The organism is Bacillus pinisoli (assembly GCF_023036475.1).
Classification (GTDB): Bacteria; Bacillota; Bacilli; order Bacillales; family SA4; genus Bacillus_BS; species Bacillus_BS pinisoli.
In genome coordinates this window covers 34,452-57,160 of record NZ_JAJQKI010000016.1, presented here as the reverse complement: position 1 = coordinate 57,160, position 22,709 = coordinate 34,452, and the positions used below count along the sequence as shown (strand labels likewise).

Here is a 22,709-nt window from a genome sequence, read left to right as displayed (position 1 = left end):
AAAAGTTCTATTAATTATTCTGTAAAGTTATCTAAATTCCTCTTCTAGGTGAGTTTCACAAAAGTAAAGCAATCTAAAATCTCCTTAATAGACTAACTCTCTAGATTAGCGTGCTTCAGTTTTCTATTTCTCAAAAAGTAGAGGATAAAAATTGACAATGAAGTGACCAAAAGAAATGTTAGTAAACTAAAAATAGTAAAGTACTTATATGAGAAGTTACTTTGTATAGTCAATAAAATTCCGGTTAAAGTCACACCAAATGCGCCTCCAAAAAATTGGATTAGCTGTGTCATTCCCATCCCTGCACCAATCTCATCTCTTGACAAAATTCTTGTGACTTCATTTGAAACACTTGATGTTACGCTAGAGAATCCAATGCTTGTAAACATATAAATAAACAAAATGGAATAAGGCGAAATTGTTGAAAATAAAGAAAATAAAATGGTTGATAGCAATAATAATCCCTGACCCAAAAAGGTAACTAATATATTTCCAAAACGATCAATAAATCTACCTATAAATTGAGCTGCGATAGCTGAGAGAATGGCTCCCGGAAAAATAATCATCCCTACTTCTGCAGGATTCTTACTGAATACATCTGTTAAGATCAGTGGCATGAGAAAGAGGGTTGAAAAATGTGTGATAAATGCAACAAATCCAATAAATAAAAGCTTGTTAAATTGTTTGTTTACTAATATTGCTGGCTGTAAAAATGGAATATCTACTCGTTTTATATGCCACCACATACATGCCAAAATGATAATACTCAATAGTAGAATTGGTATTGACAATGTAGAGAGAAAGAGTAATAGCCCCGTTACACCTAGGCCCGTAAGCATTCCTCCTATGGTATCGAACTTTACAGGCTTTACTTCTTCCTTAGGTAATAGCTTCAAGAAAATGGGAATCATTAAAATCACAAATCCAGTAATAGCAAATAGAAAATTCCAGCCTAGATATTGAGTTATAGCGCCACCTAATACTGGGCCTAAACCAAAACCTAGTGAAGCGGCAGACGCAATATAGGACATAGCTTTTCCTCTTCTTGACACCGGTATATATCTTCCGGCTAATACCATTGCGAGTCCAGGAACAGCACCAGCACCAGCGGCTTGTAACACTCGAGCTAGCATTAGTACAATGAAGTGATGAGAAAAAAAGCCGATTAGAGAGGCGACCCCTAATATAGATAATCCAACGAATAAAAGTTTCGAAATTGGAATGAAGTCAGACAAACGACTATAAGTAAGAGTGGAGATGGCAAAAACAATGGAGTAGCCTGATACGATCCATGATGCTGTAGAAGAGTTAAGAGAGAGGTCACTTAAAACTGAAGGCAAGGCAACATTAAACATCGTCGTATTCATGACGACTAACCACACTATAAAGCTCCATAAAAGAATAATTTTATTCTCATGTAACACTTGCGCTAATTCATCGCCTTGAGAACGTATTGATATAGTTGACATAATCTCCCACCTACACATTTTATATTTGGCTGTTTTATATATTTATCATATAGAGTTTTCGAACAGGATGAAAGAAAAAAGCTTCGAAAATCGAAGCTTAGACTAAGTATCACTATAGATTGGTTATAAGTGAGCTTAACTTCAGATGATAGAAAAAGAGATTTAGATAAGAGCCCGCCTTAAATATTGAGCAGCCTCTCTTATTGCCTTCTCTCCATTTTCTATCAGAGCGGTCATACACATGAAACCATGAATCATTCCAGGATAACAAATATAAGTGGTGTTGACACCTAAGTCGGATAGCTTATTTGCGTAATTTCGTCCTCCATCACATAATGGATCATATTCCGCTGTAACAATGTAAGCAGGCGGAAGTAAAGCCGCTTCTTCGTCAGGAATGAGTATAGGAGAAGCTAAAGGACTTCTCGTTTCAGAAGGTTCGTTAAAGTATTGTAAACTAAACCATTGCATTGTCGATTTTGTAAGATAATGGCCTTCACAATATTTTATATAGGATTCTGTAGGCTCAAATCCCGTCGACGGATAGAATAATAATTGTTGTTGTAAAGTAAATTCCTTTCGTTGATTAGCTAAATAGCAAACAATCGTTGCAAGGTTTCCCCCAGCACTATCTCCACCAACTGCAATACGGTTCTTATCTATACCTAGTTCTTCTGATTGCTCGTACACCCATTTGCTTGCTAAATAAGCATCTTCTACACCAGTCGGGAATTTATGTTCCGGGGCAAGACTATAATCTACAGATATGACCTTACATTGAGATTCATTAGCAAACATACGACAAAGGGCGTCATGTGAGTCAACATTTCCAATTACCCATCCTCCGCCGTGAAAGTATATGAAAACTGGAAGGATAGGTTCTTCATTTGGTGTATAGATCCTGACAGTAATTTCTTGCTTGTAACCTTGAATTTTTTTATCTTCAACCTTTAACACATCTTCAAATTTATTCAACGATCTACTGGATTTTACATACATCGCTCTTGCTGTGTCGAGTTCTTGTTCTTCCACCGGTGGAAGATTCCTTGATTTAATTAATTCCAAAACCTGAACAACTTGGGGATGTAGGCTCATTTTTCCATACTCCTCATATTATGCGTAGGTTAAAAACTGAACTGTTCCTTTAATTACAACGGTCTCGTCCTGTTTAACGGCTTCTACATCAAAGTTCAACTTGTTATCCATATTTTCCTTAAGTGTAGCTTTTAAGGTAAGAACATCGTTTAGAAACACCATACTTCTAAATCTTATTTGATAGTCTTGTATAAATCCTTCTTCATAATAAGGTGTAAAAAGCTTAGCTAAATTCCCCATTGTCCACATACCGTGAGCGATGATGCCCGGGAGACCTGCTTTCTCTGCTTCTTCATCTATTGTATGAATGGGGTTATAATCACCAGAGGCTCCAGCGTATTTAATTAAGTCAAGTCTAGTAACAGGTGCTAATTGAACGTTCTCTAAAGATTCACCAGCCTGCAATTCTACTAAGCTCTTCATACACTCATCGCCTTTCTAACTGCTTCGTTAATAATGACAAGCTGATCGGCCGTAAAGACAAGCTCGCCTTCTACTGTTTCTCCATAAACCTTAATGACTAAAAAGCCCATCTCTCCAAAATTACCTTTTTTCTCATAGTAATTACTAACCTCTTGGTAACATGATAGTTCTTCTCCAACTAGTAAAGGTCTATTATAATGATAGATTTGTTCTCCATGTATTAGTCCCTTTTTAGGCAACTTCAGATCTTCAATTACACCATAATCAAAAACTCTTGGAAAGGTTGGAGGGGCAATATTATTTTTATATCTTGATTTTTTCCCTGTCTCTTCATCTATGAAAATTGGATGTAGATCGCCGATTGATTCAGCAAACTTTCTAACGGCGCCTCTTTCTACTGTGTTTCTCACTCTATTTGAACGTTTTCCTATAGAATCATGATACATACACACACCTCACAACTTGTTAATTTTTAGGTCCACCTGCTACATAAATAACTTGACCATTTACAAACGAAGACTTCTCATCCGCGAAAAACGCAACAGCATTTGCGATATCACTAGGCTTTCCACTACGTGCGACAGGAATTTTATCCACACTAGCTTTGATTAAATCTTCGAAAGAAATACCAATCCGAGCAGCTGTTTCACGAGTCATATCGGTTTCAATAAAACCTGGCGCAACTGAATTAGCTGTAATTCCAAACTTTCCAAGCTCAATTGCAAGCGTTTTCGTTAAACCTTGTAAACCCGCCTTTGCCGTTGCGTAATTTGACTGACCACGGTTACCAAGAGCGGACGTAGAAGAAATATTAATAATCCTACCGTATTTTTGTTCGACCATATACTTTTGAGCGGCCCGAACCGCATTAAAAGATCCCTTTAAATGTACATCCATAACCGTATCCCAGTCATTTTCTGTCATTTTAAATAAAAGATTATCTCTGATTACCCCAGCGTTATTAACAAGAATATCTAGAGATCCAAACTTAGTAACAACTTCTTCCATCGCCTGATTAACTTCAGTACTATTGACAACGTTTGCAACCTTTGTGTAGAAATCGTATCCTTTCTCCGTTAAAGCCTGGCTTACTTCGTTAAGTGCTTCCTCGTTGACATCAATAATGGCAACCTTTGCTCCCTCTTCAGCAAGCTGTTCTACAATCGCTCTACCAATTCCTCTACTTCCTCCTGTAACAAAAGCGACTCTACCTTCAAATCTTCCTGTCATATTCATTCCTCCTTATCTACCAATTCGATAAATTATATATATTGTCCTACCTTAACATGACCTTTTAATAGATTTCTGGCAATAATTAAACGTTGAATTTCATCAGTACCGTCATAGATTCTCCATAATCTGGCTTCTCTGTACCAGCGTTCAATCGGCAGTTCTCTTGTATATCCCATCCCTCCATGAATTTGGAGAACTCGATCAACGACGTTATTTCCCATATTAGCACCGTAAAGTTTCGCAATAGAAGCAAGATGACGATTATCTTCACCATGATCGAGTGTAAATGCTGCGTTTAGAACAAGCCATCTCGCTGCTTCAATTTCTACAGCTGAATCTGCTATTTGCCATTGGATTGCTTGACGTTCTGCAATTGGTTTACCAAATGTAGTTCTTTCCTTTGCATAATCAATAGCCATTTGGAGTAATCTTTCAGCAGTTCCAACTGCTCTTGCACCTACAATCCATCTCGCAAATCCAATCCATTCTAATCCAAGGTTGTACCCACCATTTACTTCCCCTAGGATATTCTCTTCTGGAACTCGAACGTTATCAAAGACAAGTCCAGCTGGTCCCCATTCTCCCATTGTGTGGATATATTCAGACTTCCATCCCATGTCTCTGTCGACAATAAAACAAGTTACTCCATCACGGCCTGTTGCTTCATGCTTCGCTTTATCTGTTATGGCGATAACCATTACAAAATCTGCGTCATTTCCACCCGTAATGAAAGTCTTTTCCCCATTAAGAATCCACTCATTTCCGTCTTTTACGGCTGTCATCTTAATGTTTCTAGTATCTGACCCAGCACCTGGCTCTGTCATCGCAAAGCATGATTTTTTCTCTCCATTAATGGTAGGGATTAAATATTTTTGTTTCTGTTCTTCATTGGCATAATAAAGGATATTATCAGCAGAACCGCCAAATGTGAACGGGACGAATGTTTTGGATACTTCCATTAGTACAATGGCCATCATCATTTGACCTAGATTTGCACCACCATATTCTTCAGGTGTATTAATTCCCCAAAACCCAGCTTCTTTCGCCTTTATCTGAAGTTCTTTTAGTTTTCCAGGAGGCAAACTTGGCTTACCTTCTCTTTCATTTCGTAACACATCGTTTTCTAGTGGGATTAATTCCTTTTCAACAAATCTACGGATTGTTTTTTGAACCATTTTTTGTTCTTCTGTTAAACGTAAATGCATGTTCTCCACTCCATTTCTAGTCTATTGATATAAGTTTCTATTACATTAACTCTAGTAAAACAGCCATTCCTTGGCCTCCACCCACACAAAGCGTGGCTATTCCAAACTGTTCTTCACGCCGTTTCATTTCATAAAGTAGAGTCGTCATGATTCTGCAACCAGTTGCTCCAAGCGGATGACCTAAAGCAATGCCACCACCATTTACATTTACCTTTTCAGGATCCAAATTTGCTTCTCTTATAACCGCCAACGCTTGAGAAGCAAAAGCCTCGTTTAGCTCAATCAAGCCTATATCCTCTAAGCTTTTATTCGTTCGACTAAGAAGCTTTTGAATGGCTGGAACTGGACCAATTCCCATAATCTCTGGAGAAACACCTGCCGTTGACCAATCAACAATTTTGGCTAAAGGAGTTAGACCGAGTTCCTTCGCTTTGCCTGCTGTCATTATGACCATTGCTGAAGCACCATCATTTCGACCGCAAGCATTTCCTGCTGTTACAGTTCCATTTTCTCTAAACGCAGGTTTTAATTTTTCTAATGCAGCCATCGTTGTTTCTGGTCGTGGGTGCTCATCTATTTCAAAAAGAAACTCTTTCTTTTTTTCTTTCACGTGGATGGAAACAATTTCATCTTTAAAAGCCCCATTTTCTAAGGCTATTGCCGCTTTTCTTTGGCTATGAAAAGCAAAGTCATCTTGATCCGCCCTTGAAATACTGTATCTCTCCGCAACATTTTCAGCTGTCATACCCATACCTAATTTCGAACCATATGTCTCCATAGGTTGTTGTCCGTTTTCAAGATTAGAGTCAACAAGGATGGGATTACCTTCACCAAATCTTGAATTTCTCAAATAGATGGAGGATTTACTCAAAGACTCAGTACCTCCTGCTACGACAATCTCGGCTTGCCCACATGCAATTTGCTGTATCCCAGACGTAACAGCTTGCATACCAGATGCACAAAGGCGATTGACGGTGAAGGCCGGGGTTGTATCAGGAATTCCCGCACGAAGTGAAGCGACCCGCGCCACATTAGAAGACTCCGTTGATTGCCTAACTTCTCCTAAAATCACCTCATCAACTTGGGTTGCTGAGATTCCTGCACGCTTAATGGCCTCCTTAATCACAACAGCTCCCAGTTCTCCTGAGTTCATATTTCTTAATGTGCCACCGAACCTGCCAATTGGGGAACGAACAGCACTGACAATGACCATTTCATCTTTCATTTTCTCCCTCCTTCAACACCCTATTTGCTGTATTCTTTTCTTAACTGAGAAGAGATAATATTTTTCTGAATTTCAGATGTTCCCTCATAAATTCTTGTAATTCTTGCATCACGATAATATCGTTCAACCGGAAAATCTTTAATATATCCGAGACCTCCATGAATTTGAACAGCTTTATCAGCAACTCTGTTATAGACCTCTGAACCAAATAACTTTAACATCGCTGCCTCTTTAATCACTTTCTCCCCACGGTCAACCATCCAGGCAACACGATAAGTAAAAGATCTTAGTACTTCAATCTCTAAAGCTATATCAGCCAGCATGTGTGCGACCGCTTGATGCTCGATGATTGGAACATTAAATTGCTCCCTTTCTTGAACATGTACCATACACATATCTAGAAGCTTTTGAGATGAGCCGAGATTTCTTGCAGCAAGTCCGGCTCTTCCGTTTGCTAAAATTTTCAAAGCATTTACGTAGCCCTGACCTACTTCTCCAAGAACATTTTCCTCTGGAACCTCACAATCCTCAAACACAAGCTCTGCTGAATGAGATCCGCGTAAACCCATCTTTCTTTCTACTGCACCTATTTTAAAACCAGGCATCCCTCGTTCAATAATGAATGAGGTAATTCCTTTAGCCCCTTTACTGGCATCTGTTACCGCCATAACAGTAAATACATCTGCAACCGTCGCGTTTGTAATATAATGCTTTGTACCATTTATAATATATTTATTACCTTTTTTAACGGCTGTTGTTTTTAAATTTGTCGCATGGGAACCTGCCTGAGGTTCAGTAAGGGCGAATGCACCTATTAAATCTCCTCTAGCCATCGCTGGAAGATACTTTCTCTTCTGTTCTTCATTTCCCATCTCGACAATTCCAACGGAACCAATGCCAGTGTGTGCACCAATTAACGTTGTATACCCATTATGGGTTTTACCGATTTCTTCATATAAAGCACATTTACCAACCATCCCTATGCCAAGACCGCCATATTCTTCTGGTATGCTTAAGCTGAAAAGTCCCATTTCTTTTGACTTCTCGATAATCTCATTAGGAATATGGTCTTCATCTTCAATTTGCATAGCAAAAGGATCTACCTCATTTTTTATAAAATCTCTAATATTATGTTTGAGTGAAACAATATCCTCGTCTAATTGGAAATCCATTTTCTCACTCCTAAATAAAGAATTACTTTCTTTCTAACGCTAATGCAATTCCTTGCCCACCACCAATACATGCAGTGACGATTCCTTTTGAAACGTTTCGACGTTTCATTTCATAAGCTAATTTCGTTACAAGCATGCCTCCAGTCGCAGCAATTGGATGTCCGTGAGCTATTGCGCCACCATTGACATTAACCTTTTCCATATCAAACTTTAGTTCGCGGTCACAAGCTAACACTTGAGCAGCAAATGCTTCATTAATTTCAATTAAGTCATAGTCGTTAAGGTCGCTTTGTGTTTGAGCTAATAATTTTAGTACAGCAGGCACTGGTCCTATCCCCATAATGTTTGGGTCAACCCCAGCAATTGCCCAGTCCGTAATATATGCTAAAGGCTCAAGTCCTCTCTTAAGTGCCTCTTCTTCTGACATTACTACAATTGCTGACGCTCCATCATTTACACCTGAAGAGTTTCCTGCACTTACACTTCCTCCTTGCTTAAAAGCTGGTGGGAGCTTAGCAAGATCTTCAGCTGTTACATTCGGACGAGGGTGTTCATCCGTTGTAAATAAGACTTCCCCTTTTCTTGTTCTTATAGGAATCGGTACAATCTGCTCTTCAAACAGGTTTTGCTCCATTGCGGCAGCCATTCTTTGCTGACTTTGTAGAGAAAATGCATCCTGTTCTTCACGAGATATTTCGTACTTTTCAACTAGATTTTCTGCTGTAATCCCCATTGGTGGATCCCCGATGAAGTCTGGAGAAAGCTGTCTTGAGACAAATTTAGGTGGCATTCGATCAAAGGCACGTTCTTGGGGGGCAAGTAAATAAGGTGTTCGCGACATGCTTTCTGTACCACCAGCAACGACAATACTTGCTTTTCCTGCAAGAATGGCTTCAGCTGCCAGCGCTACACTATTAATACCTGAACCACATTGTCGATCAATCGTTAAACCAGGAACTGTTGTAGGAAGCTCAGCTTGCAATAAGGTTAGCCTCGCAATATTTCCTCCTCCAGACAAACAGTTACCTAGTATGACATCATCCACATCTTTTCCATCCACGTTTACACGTTGTAATGCCTCTTTTAATGCAATAGCCCCATAAATGGAAGGATCTAATCCAGCTAGTGCTCCACCCTTTTTAGCGATGGGTGTTCTTACCGCTGAAACGATTACCGCTTTTGTCATCTAACTCATCCTTTCGGTACTGTATATTCAAATTGGAAACCTTTACATTTTTCCTTATTTATAAATAAAGCAAGAAGCGTGCCAATTGGGAATTTCTTTATTACCAAGATACAAAATAACGAATAATTCATCTATGAATCATTGAATTCACAATCTTTTAACTAGATTAATACAAAAATAGATTAATAATTCAATTCTGTATTAAAGGCTACTTTTTTGAGTGAAGAATCTTAAACGTTCCTGTCCCTTTCGCAATTAATATTCCGTTCTCATCAGTAATAATCCCTTCACCCGTTACTAGCTTGTATCCTTGGTGAAGAATAGATCCTCTTGCCGTTAACTTGCCATTTGTGGCCGGCTGGAGGTACTGAATATTCAAATTGACGGTTGTTGAAGGTAATGAAACAAGGGATGAGATGGTTGCACCAATAATATTGTCAATTAGAGTAGCTATAACTCCCCCGTGTACTGTATCAATACCGTTAATATGCTTATCTTCAACAGTAAGGTTTAAAACTACATCTCCTTTCTCAAATTTTACCGTTTCTATTCCGACTAAATTTGAAAAGTCACTTTGCCCAATCTTTCGTCTCTCGTGATTAATGGTCATTGCGTAGCCTCTCCTCTCGTATTCAAAAAATGTCCAAAAACATAGATGGTCGGATATTAATTCGACCATCTATGTGTAAGATTATTAGATTATAAAAATTATTGTCCTAGTGATTTATCAATAATCTTGCCATCCTCAACTACTGCAATACGAAGAGGCGTTACTAACCCACCATTTTCTTCAATTTCTTCAATCTCATAGATTTTCTTATCTGCTGGAATGTTAGCTAAGGATTCTTCTAATTTTGCACGAATGGCAATCGGATCATCAACGGAACCTGCGGCTTTCATTGCTTCTACAAACATATACGCTGCTAAATAGTGATAACCAGCTTCTGACCCAGGATTTTTACCATGTGCTTTACTGTAATCTTCAATGAATTTCTCGTTTCCTTCATATTTTGAATAGACAAGTGGAAGAACTCCTACTGAACCCTCAATTAATTCCGTTCCACCTAGTACAGCTTCAATCTCATCAAGCTTTGCTTGGTCCATGATGAGGAATCCACCCTTAAATCCAAGTTCTCTCGCTTGTTTAATAACTAATGCTGTTGGCTCTGATGGTCCACCTACGAATAATACATCTGGCTTTTCCTTTAGCGCATTTGTTACAATTGTAAAGAAGTCCGTATCCTTACTGAAGTCAATAGATCCTTTATAAACAACTTCTCCACCAAGGTCTTTCCAACCAGGCTCGAGTACTGAAGCCCAATCTTTTCCATATTGAGTAGCAGTTGGGAGAAAGGCAATCTTTTTACCAAAGCGCTCCATTTGGTACTTTGAAAACGGCTCAATATAAGAACTGTATTTTGGAGGGATACGAACTGTTAAAGCATTCCCTTGCTCAGTAACTTTAGGCTCACTAGTATAAGCTCCGATAATAAATTTTTCTTGAATATTAAACACTTGTGAAGCAAAAATCCCACCACTATGTGGAACAAAAATAATTGGTGTTTTATTCTCTTGAACAAGACGTTTTGCGTTTGCGCCTGTCTCATTCGGTAAGTACTTATCATCTAATGTAACTAAATTTAAATTATATTTTTTACCTGAAACCTCAAAACCACCATTTGCGTTAATTTCTTCAACAGCCATTTCTAATCCACTAAGAGTATTCTTTCCATAAAATGCAGCCGGTCCACTTAATGGGCCACTATAACCAATGTTCACTACCCCAGCCTCTTCATCTACTTCAGTATCAGTACCGTTCTCTTTTCCAGTTTCATTACTAGCAGGCTTCTCTTCAGCAGGTTGAGAAGAAGGAGTTGAACTACAAGCTGAGACTAAAACGAGTGTTAATATTAATAGAAAGAACAAAGACAATTTTTTAAACGTAAACATCATTTTTCCCCCTTTAATAACTTAATAGTTTTAAGAGCATGATTAATTAGTGCACAAGACTAAGACGATGTGAGATCTCACCTCCTTTCATGAGTAAAGAATTAAGCGCCAATATAAGCTTTTCTAATATCATCGTTCTCAAACAAATCCTTACTTCTTCCCTCTAGTACAATACTTCCTGTTTCAATGACATATCCACGGTCGGCTATTCTTAGAGCAGCATTTGCGTTCTGTTCTGCCAATAATACAGTTGTTCCACTCTTATTAATTTGCTTAATAACTTCAAATACTTGTTCAACAATTAATGGAGCTAACCCGATGGACGGCTCATCTAATAGCAGTACTTTCGGATGTGCCATTAATGCTCTTCCAATAGCAAGCATTTGCTGTTGTCCTCCACTTAATGAACCAGCTGGATCATTTCTTTTATCTTTCAATATTGGAAAGAGTTCATACACTTCCTGAATGGTTTGCTTCTGTTTATCCTTATTCTTTCTATGAACATATCCTCCAAGAATTAGATTTTGATAGACTGTCATCTGCGGGAATAACTTTCTTCCTTCTGCGCACTGAACAATTCCAGCCTCGACTATTCGGTCTGCAGATAGTCCACCCACGTTTTGATCGACAAAGTGAATTGTTCCGCTGGACGGCTTACTTAACCCGCTTATTGTCCGGAAAATAGTACTTTTCCCAGCCCCGTTTGCTCCTAGAAGTACAACTAATTCACCTTGTTCAACTGCAAGGTTAATGTTCGAAAGAGCTTGGTATGCGCCATAATGTACAGAAACATTTTCTAACTTAAGCAACGTCCCCACCTCCCAAATAGGCTTCAATTACCACTTTGTTATTTTTTATTTCATCCGGAGTACCTTCAGCAATTTTTTTGCCATAGTTTAGAACCATAATCTTATCTGCTAGATTCATAATCATTTGCATCTTGTGCTCAATCAAGCAAACTGTGATTCCTTTGTTGACCATTTTTTTAATAAGTGCCGCCAACCCTTCTGTTTCCTCCGGATTCACTCCAGCTGCCGGTTCATCAAGAAACACAATGGAAGGACTAGTAGCCAACGCCAGTGCGAATGCCGTTCGTTTTTTTGCCTCTTGGGAGATTCCCGCTACTGGTTGGTCAGCTAAATCAGTTAACCCAACAAAATCTAGTACTTCATATGCCTTCTCTCTACTTTCCTTTTCTTCCCTTTTCAATCTAGGAGTATTAAAAATGGCATCAAATAAATTAGACTTTGTCCTTAATCGATGGCCAACAATCACGTTGTCAAGAACAGTTGATTGTTCAAACAGATTTGTTGTTTGAAAGGTTCTTGCAACACCTAGCTTTGCAATTTGATAGGATTTCAACTTGGTAATATCATTTCCGTCATATATAACTGAACCTGAAGAAGGTTGATGAAACCCACTAATTAAGTTAAAGAAAGTAGACTTACCTGCTCCATTCGGTCCGATTATTGCAGTAATTTTTCCTTTTTCAATTTCAAAATCCACTTCATCAACGGCAGTTAAACCACCAAAGTTTTTAGTTAATCCCTTTACTTGAACTAGCATTATTGTTCCTCCTTTACTACTACAGAATTTTGGGGGATTTGTAGTTTAGATTTTTTACGCTTTCGATTGGCCATCCAAGTCTGTACCCCACCAGAAATTCCACGAGGATAAAAAATAACTAATAACACTAGTATTGGTCCGAAAATAAGCATTCGATAGTCTTGTAGAAATTGTAAATATTGTGATATCCAAATAATCAATAAGGTTCCCACTAATGGTCCTGAAAGAGTTCCTATTCCGCCCACTAATAAGTACATCAGCATATCAAAGGTAATGCTAATGTATGAAATATCAGGTCCAATAAAGCGAATAAACGAAGCGTATAATGCCCCTGCTAATCCCGCAAAGAAAGTTGATAACACAAATGAAATTAATTTTTGCTTCATTGTTTCAATTCCAATTGTTTGAGCCAGCTCTTCACTATTTCGTATCGCTATATAAGTTCGACCAACTAAAGAATCAATAATGCGTTTAAACAGAAAGATTGAAAGCAACAGGAAGAACAACATTAGGTAATAGACAGATTTAGGAGAATCGAATGTAATCGGTCCAATTGCTGCAGGTGCTGGGATCCCAATTAAACCTCTTACTCCTTCTGTAACCGCTTCCCATTTGTAAATAATTAAGTAGATGATATAGCCTACACATAGCGTGTAGATTGCAAAGAAATGCTCCTTTGTACGTAAGGCAATTAAGCCGATTAAAAACCCTAAAATGGTAGTCAAGATAATCGCGAGAATAAACGATAACCAGAAATTCAGACCTACTTTAACCGTTAATACTCCGAGACCATATGCACCTATTGCAAAGAAACCAGCGTGTGCTAAAGAGAGCTGTCCTGTAAATCCCCCAATCATATTTAGACCATATACAGCAATTGTCCAAATAAACACTGATGAAAAGATGTGTAAATAATACTGATTTTCAGTAACAAGAGGAATGATGATGGCAACTACTAACAACCCAATTGACAAGCTTCTCTTGTTTAATAATGTCGTCATCATTGAACCCCCTTTACAAACAATCCTTTTGGCCTAATCGTTAAGATAATCACTAAAAGTAAAAACGCAATTAAGTCTTTATAATCATTTGAAATAAAAGTAGCACTTAAGCTTTCTGAGAAACCGATAATATAACCTCCAATAATGGCTCCTGGAATACTACCCATTCCCCCAATAATGATGATGACGAAAGCTTTTAGAATAACTAGATGCCCCATTCCAGGGAATACTAGATTAATAGGTGAAGAAATGGATGAAGCGACAGCAGCTAACGCACCAGAGATAAAGAAGGTCATCATGGCTACCTTATTAGCATTAATACCAACCAAGAAAGCACCTTCACGATTTTGTGACATAGCAATAATGGCCGCCCCGGTCATCGTCTTCTTCAAAAATAAGTACAAGAGCACCATCACAATGACAGCCGTAAACACAATCAATAACCTTTGTATCGTTACAGTTAAGCCCAACACTTCAACAACTTTATCATATGGAGAGATCATTCTACGATATTCAGCACCCCATACTAATTGGACAAGGGCTTCCAAAAATAACAGGATCCCAATTGCCGCAATCTTATCGTGAATCGGTGGAGAATGTCGTAATGGATTAAAGACTAAACGTTCCATTAGTACACCTAGTAAACCCACAACGACCACTGAAACAAAAATGGCTAACCAATAATGAATACCAAAACTTTCCATGAAAATAAGAGTAATATATCCCCCAACCATATATAGAGCACCATGTGCAAAGTTTGGAATATGAAGAATTCCATAAACAAGGGTAAGTCCTAATGCGACCAAACTGTAAACGCTTCCAATAGTGAGCCCATTAAATATCTGTTGCAATAAAATATCCATCTCCAGCCTCCTTTTACCTCGTAGTGTATAGTTCTTTTAATTTTCTCTTTAGAATCTTTCCTACTGCCGTTTTTGGTAACTCATCAACAAACAATACTTCACTTGGCACCTTATAGGCTGCTAATCTTTCGCGACAAAATTGCATCAAATCTGTGTCCGATAATGTTTCGTTTTCTTTTAAAACAATGATGGCTTTTACCGTCTCTCCTCTATATTCATCAGGTACTCCAATCACTGCTGCTTCAAGTACACTCGGGTGACTATAGATCACATCCTCTACTTCAATCGGGTATACATTATACCCACTAGCCAGAATCATTTCCTTCTTTCTGCCAACAATATAGAAAAATCCATCGGCGTCCATCATAGCTAAATCCCCTGTATAGAGCCAGCCATTTCGAATGGTTTGGGCAGTCTCCTCAGGCATATTGAGGTAGCCTTTCATAATTTGTGGACCTTTAATGATTAACTCTCCCACCTCACCAATGGGTAGGTCTTCTTCTCCGGTAGCGATATCCACAATTTTTGCATCTGTATTTGGAATCGGAATCCCGATACTTCCTCGCTTTTGCAATCCTGAAATTGGGTTTCGGTGAGTAACTGGAGAGGCTTCTGATAAACCATATCCCTCTGCTACTGATGTTCCGCTAATCTCGTTAAAGCGGTTGATTACCTCTACTGGAAGTGGTGCAGAACCACTTGAGCAAGTAGTTAAACAGCTAAGGTCAAATTGATAGGTTTTATAGTAGTTTAATAGGGCAATATACATAGTTGGCACACCTGGAAAAGCAGTTGGCTTTGTGTCCTCAATAATTTTCACCACTTGTTCTACTTCGAATTTAGGCACTAAGATTAAATTGCCTCCATTATAGAAAGTTAGATTCATGGCGCTTGTCATTCCATACACGTGGAATAATGGAGAGATTGTAAGTACCCGTTCCTCACCAACTCTAGTTTTCACTTGAGCTGTAGCCGCACTTTGAAGGGTGTTAGCAACAAGATTGTAATGGGTAAGCATAGCCCCTTTCGATCGCCCAGTTGTTCCACCTGTATATTGAAGAACTGCAACGTCCTCCCTAGGATTGATCTCCACTCTAGGTAACTGAAAATCCGGGTCCTTGAGTAATTGGTCAAATGTACTTTCTTTATCGAAGGAAACAGAAATAGAGTGAATAACTGGTGTTTGGTCCAGAATACTCTCAGCTACCGGCAGCAACTGATCTAAGACAATTAACGCCTTTGCGTTTGAGTCATTTAATACATAGAGTAGTTCTGTAGATTTATACATAGGATTAATTTGGACTATGGTTGCACCACACATTAAGGCAGCATAATAAGTAATTGGATATTGTGGACAGTTAGGAAGCATTATGGCCACACGATCACCCTTTTTAATACCACGTTTCGCAAAAGAACTCGCTACCCTTTGAGCACAGTGGTAAAGCTCCTCGTATGTTAAGGTCTTATGATAAAACGTAATCGCAGTGAGATCTTTAAATTTTTGAACTGATTGCTGAAATAAATCTATCAACGATAATTCGGGTATTTCAATCTCCTTTGGGTTTCCTTCAACAACGTGTTTTAACCAAGGTCTTTCCATTCATGCTCCCCCTTTTAATTAGGTTACAGTCTGTAGGTAAACAAGTCATTGCTTACTCGTAAAATCCACAAACCTCTTTAGTAAAATATAAAGCAAAATTCATGCCAAGATAAAAATAAGTGAAGAATTCATGTTTAAGTTTCACAAATTCTTCACTTGATTCAAAAGTGAATTAAAAATTCTATATTTTCTAATAATTAAAGAGTTGTCTATTGATTCATTTTTGAATTATAAATACATTTTTGAATTTTTTTGGAGGCGTATTCTTTTTGTGGCTAGGTTATGACTTCAAAAAAATTTTAAGATAAGCCATATTTCTGAAGTTTCCTCACCACTGAAGCCTGACTTATCTTTAAATGATCAGCTATTTCGTAGGTGGTTCGAAATTTTAGCATTGCTCGTTGCAGCGCACTTTTTTCAGCAAGCTCAACGGTTTCTTTTAGGGAAATCTCTTCTCCCTCTAGCTGTAGATAGTCCTGATCTTTTTTATATTCTGTAGGGAGGTCTTCTATAGTAAGGAATTCATGTGGGACGGTGAGCACCAATCGTTCTAATAAATTAGATAACTCTCGTACATTTCCAGGCCAGGTATAATGGTAGAAGAAATTATGAAGATCTTTTTGTAGCAGTTTATTTACACTGTATTTCTTATTATAGGACTCTACAAAATAATGAACTAATGGAAGAATATCATCCTGTCGTTCTCTAAGAGGTGGCACAGATACTGGAACAACATTCAAACGATAAAATAAGTCCTCACGAAATTGACCCTTTTTCACCATTTCCTTCAAGTCGCGATTAGTTGCAGCAATAAGCCGTACATCAATTTTTTTAGTCTTCGTGCCGCCCACCCTCATTATCTCTTTCTCTTGAATCGCTCGCAGTAATTTCACTTGTAGGTCCAATGGAAGCTCTCCTACTTCATCTAGAAATAGCATCCCTTTATGGGCTAATTCAAACATTCCAGCTTTACCTGAACGATTTGCTCCAGAAAAAGCACCCGCATCATATCCAAATAGTTCAGATTCTAGTAGCTCCTTCGGAATAGCACCACAATTAATTTTAATAAGTTGTCCCTCTTGTGATCTATTACTTATGCGATAAATATGTCTTGCCAGCACATCCTTACCAACACCTGTCTCACCTAAAATAAGAATGGTTGTATCAAAATTTGCTAGCCTTTCCACCATATTATATATCTCTATCAATTTGTCGCTCTTTAGAATCACATCCTGATCCATCGTTTTATTTGTTTTTAATCTCGTTAACTCTTCTTTATATTTCTCATTTAATTGTTGAACTTTAATAAGTTCTCTATTAACCTCATTTAACTCAGATAAGTCTCGGATATTCGTAACAATTTTTACGATCTCGCCTTCTTCATTAAAAATAGGAGAACCTGTCATTAACGTTTCTTTTTGATTAAAGTTCTTTTGAACAACCGATACCGTTTGCTTTTGTTCAATAACTTTAAGCGTTACTGATTCTTCCAATATCCCTCTTTTCATTAGATGAGTAATATTCTTTCCAATATAATAATGTTTGGGGATTCCAGTAATTCTTTCAATGGCTGAGTTTGTCTTTAACGTATTCCCAAATTTATCGGTTATATAGATGCCATCATAAGAACTCTCGATAATGGCATCTAACTCTCGATTAGATTCATTTAATTCTTTTACCTGTTTTTCTACATCCATTAAATATTGACCATCATGAATCATATAAATCTTCATTAGACCATTATGGTTGAGGTACTCAGTACAAATAAGCATAAACGGAGTTCCATTCCATACTGCTAGAATGAGTTCGGAACTCTTTTCATCCCATTGTTCAAATATTGATTTAATATTAGAGTCAATTGATAATGATGGCCCTAAATCTACATTATTTACTTGAAAGGAAACTATGATGTTATTGGCAGTCGTCACAATATGATTATGTAAGGTTAGATCAAGCCTTTCTTCTATCATAATATCACCCTCTTGCGTCTATGAATGTTAGCAAGGAATAAATGGTTCTTATTACAGGAACTTCAACACGCAGCTCTTCACCTTTTCTGACAAAAAAACCACAAAGGGACTCTATTTCCATAGGTTTTCCTTTTATACGGTCCTGAAGCATAGATGTTTTGTGCTCTCTTACTGAATTTGCGTCGGCAAATACTTTATCTTTCATATGATCCTTAAGTGGAATACCTAACGACTGAGCAATCAAAATGGCTTCGTCAAGAACTTGATCCGCAACTTTCCTAAGATCTTCATGATCAAGAATTTCACCAACTGTTGCTTCTGATACAGTTGATAGTGGATTAAAGGCTACGTTCCAGAGAAGTTTTTCCCATTTTTTTCTCATAATATTGTCAGTTAGCATGCAGTTAATTCCTGCATTTTGGAATACAGAAGCAATTCGTTCAACTGTTTCTGCTTGTGATTCATGTAAACCACCTATTATTAGTCCATGTTTCCCATGCTGAACAACATGTCCAGGTTCTTTTAATTGTGAAGATAGATAAGAAGAGCCCGCTAATACTCTCTCGACACCCAAACCTTCAATAAGAATTTCTTCATTGTCTACTCCGTTTTGTAAAGTTAAAATATATGAGTTTCGCTCATTCATATAGGGCTTAATTTTTGTTAGTGTATTTTTAGTTTCAGTTGATTTAACAGCCAGTATAATTAAATCTGCCTCAGAGATGACTTCATATTGATCGGTAAAAGTTCCATTTATGATGTATTCACCTTGGTGAGTTGTTAATTTTAAACCGCTTTCTTTCATAGTAAGAAGATGTTGCCCTCTCGCAAGAAAGGTAACGTTTTCACCACTATTATGTAAAAGTCCTCCAAAAAACCCTCCAACTGCCCCTGTACCGACAACAACGATATTCATAAAATCCTCCCTTTTGAAGCTTAGTTTTGAGAATAGTGTTAATTTTCTATGAATATATATATTCAACATTAAACAATTATTTCCTTCTAGATGGCTCCATTTGCATCGGTTAAGAATAGAATGTGGCTTTAATTGGATGGGAAGGCCTCAACTATAAAGCTTGAAAAGGAACAAGGACTGAGAAAAAACCGTACATAAAATAAATCATTGTCGGTAGAAAGAAAGTAAGGTTCATGGTAAAATAACTTTAGGAAAATAAAGGCAATGTAACCTTTGGGTTCAACCTCGCTGAAAAGTAGGTTGGACCCTTTTTGCATTCTTAAACCAAAAGGAGGACTTTTAATGTTGAGAACAGAAATGCTGTTGCATCGGCTCGATGAGATTGGCAAATCGCTCGAAAGAAAAGGGGGTGCACTATTATTATTAGGCGTTGGTTCCGTTGGAATCGAGACTGCTCGGCTGGACGCTTATTCTGATTTGGATTTCTTTGTCATTGTTAGGCATGATCAGAAAAGTAGATATATCGACCATTTGGATTGGCTAGAAGATGTTCACCCTTTAGCTTATTCTTTTAAGAATTCGGAGATTGGCTATAAAATTCTGTTTGAGGACGGCATTTTTGGTGAATATGCGGTATTTGAGGAATCGGAGCTAATTAATGGTTCTTATACGGAAGGGAGAGTCATTTGGAAGGATCCCTCCTACAACAATACGGGAATTTCAAAACCTTCCAACCCGATACCCAGCCCCCAAAAAGACTCCTTATACCATCCTTTGAACGAAGCTTTAACTAATCTCTATGTGGGACTCGGCCGCTTTGCCAGGGGAGAGCGCCTATCAGCGACGAGGTTTGTACAAGGTTATGCTGTGGACAGGATTTTATCCGTACTTCATTTGATAGAGCAAGAGGTGGATTACTTTCCTGATCCTTTCGGAAACGAGAGGCGCCTGGAAAAAAGATATCCTCGTTTCGCGGAAATGATTGCAGACATGGTACAGGGATATGATCATGTACCTGAATCTGCACTACGTATTTTAAGCTTCATAGAAGAAGTGTATCCCGTGAATCAAAAACTAAGCGAAGAGATACGACGTTTAGCCAAAATATGCTGCCGTTAACTAATTAAGTAAATACTACCTATTGAGGTGAAAGCTATGATATTAAAATTATTTTTTGCTCTGAATATCTTAACCGCATTTCAATCAAATTTCAGTCAAGATATTCCTTCGCAAACACCTAATCCAAGGATTTTAAGTATTAGTACAGACTACTCTAGTAATGGGAATTGGATACAGATACCTAAAGCCACAAAAGAAATAACCTTTAAAATTAAAGCGGAACACACGGAAACTGTCTTATTTTGGTTAATTCCTACTGGTACTCAAAAATGGACAGAAAGAAAACTAATAGGCTATGACATTAAGGAAAACGAGAGAGATGATAACTTTTCTTTTACTTGGAACATTGATAAGCCTTACCTTCAAGACCATATACATATTCAAGCAATAGGTGAAGGAAACGTAACGAATGACATAATAAATTTATCAATGAACTAAGGGCTGGTGCTTATTGAATTAAAATTCTCCTTTAGCGCTCTATAAGATAGTTCTACAAGAAGTCTCAGTACTCCTCCATTAGATAGACTTACCTAGCAGGTGGCAAGACAATAAAATAACTTTAATAGTAAAATACTAGTATTAAAAAAAGGAGACTTATTTTTATGAATATTTTAATCTTAGGTGCAACTGGAAGAGTTGGAAGTCAAATGGTTACTTATTCCCTGAATGACAGACATCATGTTACTGTACTAGTTCGCACTCCAGAAAAAATTGAATTAAATAATGAAAATTTAACTATTATCCAAGGAAATGTTTTAAATAAAGAAGATATAGAACGTGCAATGCAAAGGATCGATGTAGTTGTAAGTGCACTCAATACTGATGGCACTACCACACTATCTGAAAGTATGCCACTTATTATTGAAGCAATGGAAAACGAAGGCATAAATCGAATAATAACTATAGGAACTGCGGGTATTCTGCAAAGTAGAACAATGCCAAATTCTCTACGTTATCAAACAGGTGAATCAAAGCAGAAGTCAACACGTGCAGCAAAAGAACATCACAGAGTATACGATATGCTCAAACAATCGGCCCTCGATTGGACGATTGTCTGTCCCACGTATTTACCGGATGGAGAAAGGATAGGACAGTATCGAATAGAACGAAATTTTTTGCCGGAGGGTGGAGCTAGAATATCCGTATCGGATACAGCAGAATTTGCATTTAAACAGATAAAATCAAACATTTTCATAAAATCCCGTGTAGGCATCGCCTACTGATAGTATTATAACAATCCCTCCTCTTTTAATTGGCTCTTTTCGTATAGTTAGTGGCTATTTTCTAAGCAATAAATACAGCATTTATCGTTAAAAGTAATTATAACGGTTGGATTTTTTATCTAAAGCATAATATACAATATTCCAAGTAGATTGTTTAGCTATGACGCACCAATAAGAAAAAAACAGACCAAATCCTATGGTATTTGGTCTGCTCTAATTAGTTGGCTATTTCACATATTTCTTTACAGAGACGGAACTGTTTAAGCTTTTCTCAATTAATCAATTTATCATTATGATTAAATAAAGGTGAATTTGTCATCTTCTGATAAAGACTCAATAAAATATTTAAGTACATCTTTCGTTGCAATTAAATCTTTTAATGAAATGACCTCAACCGCTGAATGAGTGTATCTTGATGGGATGGAGAGCACACCAGTTGGTATACCACTGTTTGCTAAGTGAATGGCTCCTCCGTCTGTCCCAATTCCTGGAAAGACTTCATATTGAAAATCAACTGAATTCTTTTGTGCTACGTGTACTAATCTTTCCTTCACAGCGGGATGAGCGACTAGACTAAAGTCCATTACCTTTACACCTGTCCCCTTCCCAATCTGAATAATGTCATCTTGGACGGGTTCTGGAGTATCGCTGGCTGCTGTTGTATCAATAGCAACGGCAAGATCAGCATTCACCGATTCAATTGCAATTTTCGCACCTCTTAATCCAATTTCTTCTTGAACGGCAAAAATGGCAATAACTTCTCCCGCGAAATCTCCAAGCTCTTCAATGGTCTGAAGAATAACTGCACAACCAGCTCGATCATCGAATCCTTTTCCAACCACTTTGCCTGTGCGCTCATCACCTAAAAAATCAAAGCTTGGTGACCACGTAATGGGATCTCCTAAAGTTACTCCAAGTGCTTCAGCATCCTGCTTGGATTCAGCCCCAATATCTATGTATGATTCTCTCAATCTTTTAACTCTACTATCTTGCTCAAATTTTTTATAATGAGCAGAAATAGTTCCAACAACTCCTGTTAAGTAGCCAGATTTGGTACGGACCTGCACCTTTTGTGCTGGGAGGACTCGCTCATCATGTCCACCTAATTGTTCAAATTTAAGTAAACCATTCTCTTCAATCTTTCGAACAATGAATCCAACCTCGTCCATATGAGCCGTAATTACAACCTTGGGACCTTTTTTCTTACCTATTTTTCTAGCAATAATGTTTCCATGGTTATCTACTCTTACTTCATCTACTTTACTTTTTACCTTATCAAAGATGTATTTTACAACTGGCTGTTCAAAACCAGAAGGACCGTGTAAAGCCGTTAACTCTTTAACTAACTCTTTCATAATATCTCCTCCTCTACTCAACTTCACTTTATCACTGCATCACACTAAAATATTAATGTATTTAGGATATCGTCTTTTAAGATAAACGTCAATGATAGAGGTTCCCTATACGTTATTTCTAATGTTTCGTTATTGTTA

At 37.7% G+C, this 22,709-nt stretch carries 22 protein-coding genes; 3 read left to right on the top strand and 19 right to left on the bottom strand.

Features of this window, described 5'->3' with window-relative positions; all coding sequences use genetic code 11:
- Positions 1-92: 92 nt before the first annotated feature.
- The 18 genes from LT143_RS17630 to LT143_RS17545 form a co-directional block, all read right to left on the bottom strand.
- The gene (locus LT143_RS17630; RefSeq protein ID WP_246945257.1) at positions 93-1,469 is read right to left on the bottom strand and encodes an MFS transporter; all 1,377 of its coding nucleotides are present in this window, start codon (positions 1,467-1,469) and stop codon (positions 93-95) included.
- A gap of 162 nt (positions 1,470-1,631) precedes the next feature.
- A complete protein-coding gene (locus LT143_RS17625; protein WP_246945255.1) occupies positions 1,632-2,564 on the bottom strand; it encodes an alpha/beta hydrolase in 933 nt (310 codons plus the stop codon).
- 18 nt (positions 2,565-2,582) lie between these two features.
- A complete protein-coding gene (locus LT143_RS17620) occupies positions 2,583-2,987 on the bottom strand; it encodes a MaoC/PaaZ C-terminal domain-containing protein (RefSeq protein ID WP_246945252.1) in 405 nt (134 codons plus the stop codon).
- Positions 2,984-3,433 (bottom strand): MaoC family dehydratase N-terminal domain-containing protein, encoded by a 450-nt coding sequence (locus LT143_RS17615; protein ID WP_246945249.1) that lies wholly within the window; start codon positions 3,431-3,433, stop codon positions 2,984-2,986. The genes LT143_RS17620 and LT143_RS17615 overlap by 4 nt, the downstream gene beginning before the upstream one ends.
- Positions 3,434-3,452: 19 nt before the next feature.
- Entirely contained in the window at positions 3,453-4,217 is a 765-nt protein-coding gene (gene fabG / locus LT143_RS17610) for a 3-oxoacyl-ACP reductase FabG (RefSeq protein WP_246945246.1), read from the bottom strand.
- 32 nt (positions 4,218-4,249) lie between these two features.
- Positions 4,250-5,425 (bottom strand): acyl-CoA dehydrogenase family protein, encoded by a 1,176-nt coding sequence (locus LT143_RS17605; protein WP_246945243.1) that lies wholly within the window; start codon positions 5,423-5,425, stop codon positions 4,250-4,252.
- A gap of 40 nt (positions 5,426-5,465) precedes the next feature.
- On the bottom strand, positions 5,466-6,650 hold the full coding sequence (locus LT143_RS17600) for a thiolase family protein (RefSeq protein WP_246945240.1): 1,185 nt from the start codon (positions 6,648-6,650) through the stop codon (positions 5,466-5,468).
- A gap of 20 nt (positions 6,651-6,670) precedes the next feature.
- On the bottom strand, positions 6,671-7,822 hold the full coding sequence (locus LT143_RS17595) for an acyl-CoA dehydrogenase family protein (RefSeq protein ID WP_246945235.1): 1,152 nt from the start codon (positions 7,820-7,822) through the stop codon (positions 6,671-6,673).
- A 22-nt stretch (positions 7,823-7,844) separates the two neighbouring features.
- A complete protein-coding gene (locus LT143_RS17590; RefSeq protein ID WP_246945233.1) occupies positions 7,845-9,008 on the bottom strand; it encodes a thiolase family protein in 1,164 nt (387 codons plus the stop codon).
- Positions 9,009-9,216: 208 nt separating this feature from the next.
- Positions 9,217-9,618 carry a PaaI family thioesterase gene (locus tag LT143_RS17585; protein WP_246945230.1) on the bottom strand — a complete coding sequence of 134 codons (402 nt, stop codon included), beginning with the start codon at positions 9,616-9,618 and terminating at the stop codon, positions 9,217-9,219.
- Positions 9,619-9,716: 98 nt separating this feature from the next.
- Positions 9,717-10,958 carry an ABC transporter substrate-binding protein gene (locus LT143_RS17580; RefSeq protein ID WP_246945227.1) on the bottom strand — a complete coding sequence of 414 codons (1,242 nt, stop codon included), beginning with the start codon at positions 10,956-10,958 and terminating at the stop codon, positions 9,717-9,719.
- 101 nt (positions 10,959-11,059) lie between these two features.
- Positions 11,060-11,767 (bottom strand): ABC transporter ATP-binding protein, encoded by a 708-nt coding sequence (locus tag LT143_RS17575; RefSeq protein ID WP_246945223.1) that lies wholly within the window; start codon positions 11,765-11,767, stop codon positions 11,060-11,062.
- Positions 11,760-12,524 carry an ABC transporter ATP-binding protein gene (locus LT143_RS17570; protein ID WP_246945221.1) on the bottom strand — a complete coding sequence of 255 codons (765 nt, stop codon included), beginning with the start codon at positions 12,522-12,524 and terminating at the stop codon, positions 11,760-11,762. The genes LT143_RS17575 and LT143_RS17570 overlap by 8 nt, the downstream gene beginning before the upstream one ends.
- Complete coding sequence (locus LT143_RS17565; RefSeq protein ID WP_246945216.1) at positions 12,524-13,525, bottom strand: branched-chain amino acid ABC transporter permease; 1,002 nt, start codon at positions 13,523-13,525, stop codon at positions 12,524-12,526. Before LT143_RS17565 ends, LT143_RS17570 begins: the two co-directional genes overlap by 1 nt.
- Positions 13,525-14,388, bottom strand: a complete 864-nt coding sequence (locus LT143_RS17560; protein ID WP_246945215.1) for a branched-chain amino acid ABC transporter permease — start codon at positions 14,386-14,388, stop codon at positions 13,525-13,527. The genes LT143_RS17565 and LT143_RS17560 overlap by 1 nt, the downstream gene beginning before the upstream one ends.
- 13 nt (positions 14,389-14,401) lie before the next feature.
- Complete coding sequence (locus LT143_RS17555; RefSeq protein ID WP_246945211.1) at positions 14,402-15,988, bottom strand: long-chain-fatty-acid--CoA ligase; 1,587 nt, start codon at positions 15,986-15,988, stop codon at positions 14,402-14,404.
- 299 nt (positions 15,989-16,287) lie between these two features.
- Positions 16,288-17,958, bottom strand: a complete 1,671-nt coding sequence (locus LT143_RS17550; protein WP_246945208.1) for a sigma-54 interaction domain-containing protein — start codon at positions 17,956-17,958, stop codon at positions 16,288-16,290.
- A gap of 4 nt (positions 17,959-17,962) precedes the next feature.
- Positions 17,963-18,874: a ketopantoate reductase family protein gene (locus LT143_RS17545; protein ID WP_246945205.1), complete on the bottom strand. Its 912-nt coding sequence runs from the start codon at positions 18,872-18,874 to the stop codon at positions 17,963-17,965.
- Between the two features lie 342 nt (positions 18,875-19,216).
- Here LT143_RS17545 and LT143_RS17540 point away from each other — a divergent pair, with 342 nt between their 5' ends.
- From LT143_RS17540 to LT143_RS17530, 3 genes are all read left to right on the top strand, one after another.
- Positions 19,217-19,993 (top strand): hypothetical protein, encoded by a 777-nt coding sequence (locus tag LT143_RS17540; protein WP_246945202.1) that lies wholly within the window; start codon positions 19,217-19,219, stop codon positions 19,991-19,993.
- A 36-nt stretch (positions 19,994-20,029) separates the two neighbouring features.
- Entirely contained in the window at positions 20,030-20,431 is a 402-nt protein-coding gene (locus LT143_RS17535) for a hypothetical protein (protein ID WP_246945199.1), read from the top strand.
- Positions 20,432-20,595: 164 nt separating this feature from the next.
- The gene (locus LT143_RS17530; protein ID WP_246945197.1) at positions 20,596-21,216 is read left to right on the top strand and encodes an NAD(P)-dependent oxidoreductase; all 621 of its coding nucleotides are present in this window, start codon (positions 20,596-20,598) and stop codon (positions 21,214-21,216) included.
- Between the two features lie 296 nt (positions 21,217-21,512).
- Here LT143_RS17530 and LT143_RS17525 read toward each other — a convergent pair whose 3' ends face one another.
- Positions 21,513-22,571 (bottom strand): M42 family metallopeptidase, encoded by a 1,059-nt coding sequence (locus tag LT143_RS17525; protein ID WP_246945195.1) that lies wholly within the window; start codon positions 22,569-22,571, stop codon positions 21,513-21,515.
- Positions 22,572-22,709: the final 138 nt, after the last annotated feature.

Bases quoted from the DNA above. Each gene is read 5' to 3' on its own strand.
- LT143_RS17565 (WP_246945216.1), bottom strand. From the start codon at position 13,525: ATGACGACATTATTAAACAAGAGAAGCTTGTCAATTGGGTTGTTAGTA.
- LT143_RS17585 (WP_246945230.1), bottom strand. From the start codon at position 9,618: ATGACCATTAATCACGAGAGACGAAAGATTGGGCAAAGTGACTTTTCA.
- fabG (WP_246945246.1), bottom strand. From the start codon at position 4,217: ATGACAGGAAGATTTGAAGGTAGAGTCGCTTTTGTTACAGGAGGAAGT.
- LT143_RS17620 (WP_246945252.1), bottom strand. From the start codon at position 2,987: ATGAAGAGCTTAGTAGAATTGCAGGCTGGTGAATCTTTAGAGAACGTT.
- LT143_RS17625 (WP_246945255.1), bottom strand. From the start codon at position 2,564: ATGAGCCTACATCCCCAAGTTGTTCAGGTTTTGGAATTAATTAAATCA.
- LT143_RS17535 (WP_246945199.1), top strand. From the start codon at position 20,030: ATGATATTAAAATTATTTTTTGCTCTGAATATCTTAACCGCATTTCAA.
- LT143_RS17550 (WP_246945208.1), bottom strand. From the start codon at position 17,958: ATGATAGAAGAAAGGCTTGATCTAACCTTACATAATCATATTGTGACG.
- LT143_RS17570 (WP_246945221.1), bottom strand. From the start codon at position 12,524: ATGCTAGTTCAAGTAAAGGGATTAACTAAAAACTTTGGTGGTTTAACT.
- LT143_RS17590 (WP_246945233.1), bottom strand. From the start codon at position 9,008: ATGACAAAAGCGGTAATCGTTTCAGCGGTAAGAACACCCATCGCTAAA.
- LT143_RS17595 (WP_246945235.1), bottom strand. From the start codon at position 7,822: ATGGATTTCCAATTAGACGAGGATATTGTTTCACTCAAACATAATATT.
- LT143_RS17605 (WP_246945243.1), bottom strand. From the start codon at position 5,425: ATGCATTTACGTTTAACAGAAGAACAAAAAATGGTTCAAAAAACAATC.
- LT143_RS17630 (WP_246945257.1), bottom strand. From the start codon at position 1,469: ATGTCAACTATATCAATACGTTCTCAAGGCGATGAATTAGCGCAAGTG.
- LT143_RS17540 (WP_246945202.1), top strand. From the start codon at position 19,217: ATGTTGAGAACAGAAATGCTGTTGCATCGGCTCGATGAGATTGGCAAA.
- LT143_RS17545 (WP_246945205.1), bottom strand. From the start codon at position 18,874: ATGAATATCGTTGTTGTCGGTACAGGGGCAGTTGGAGGGTTTTTTGGA.
- LT143_RS17530 (WP_246945197.1), top strand. From the start codon at position 20,596: ATGAATATTTTAATCTTAGGTGCAACTGGAAGAGTTGGAAGTCAAATG.
- LT143_RS17580 (WP_246945227.1), bottom strand. From the start codon at position 10,958: ATGTTTACGTTTAAAAAATTGTCTTTGTTCTTTCTATTAATATTAACA.
- LT143_RS17555 (WP_246945211.1), bottom strand. From the start codon at position 15,988: ATGGAAAGACCTTGGTTAAAACACGTTGTTGAAGGAAACCCAAAGGAG.
- LT143_RS17560 (WP_246945215.1), bottom strand. From the start codon at position 14,388: ATGGATATTTTATTGCAACAGATATTTAATGGGCTCACTATTGGAAGC.
- LT143_RS17525 (WP_246945195.1), bottom strand. From the start codon at position 22,571: ATGAAAGAGTTAGTTAAAGAGTTAACGGCTTTACACGGTCCTTCTGGT.
- LT143_RS17600 (WP_246945240.1), bottom strand. From the start codon at position 6,650: ATGAAAGATGAAATGGTCATTGTCAGTGCTGTTCGTTCCCCAATTGGC.
- LT143_RS17615 (WP_246945249.1), bottom strand. From the start codon at position 3,433: ATGTATCATGATTCTATAGGAAAACGTTCAAATAGAGTGAGAAACACA.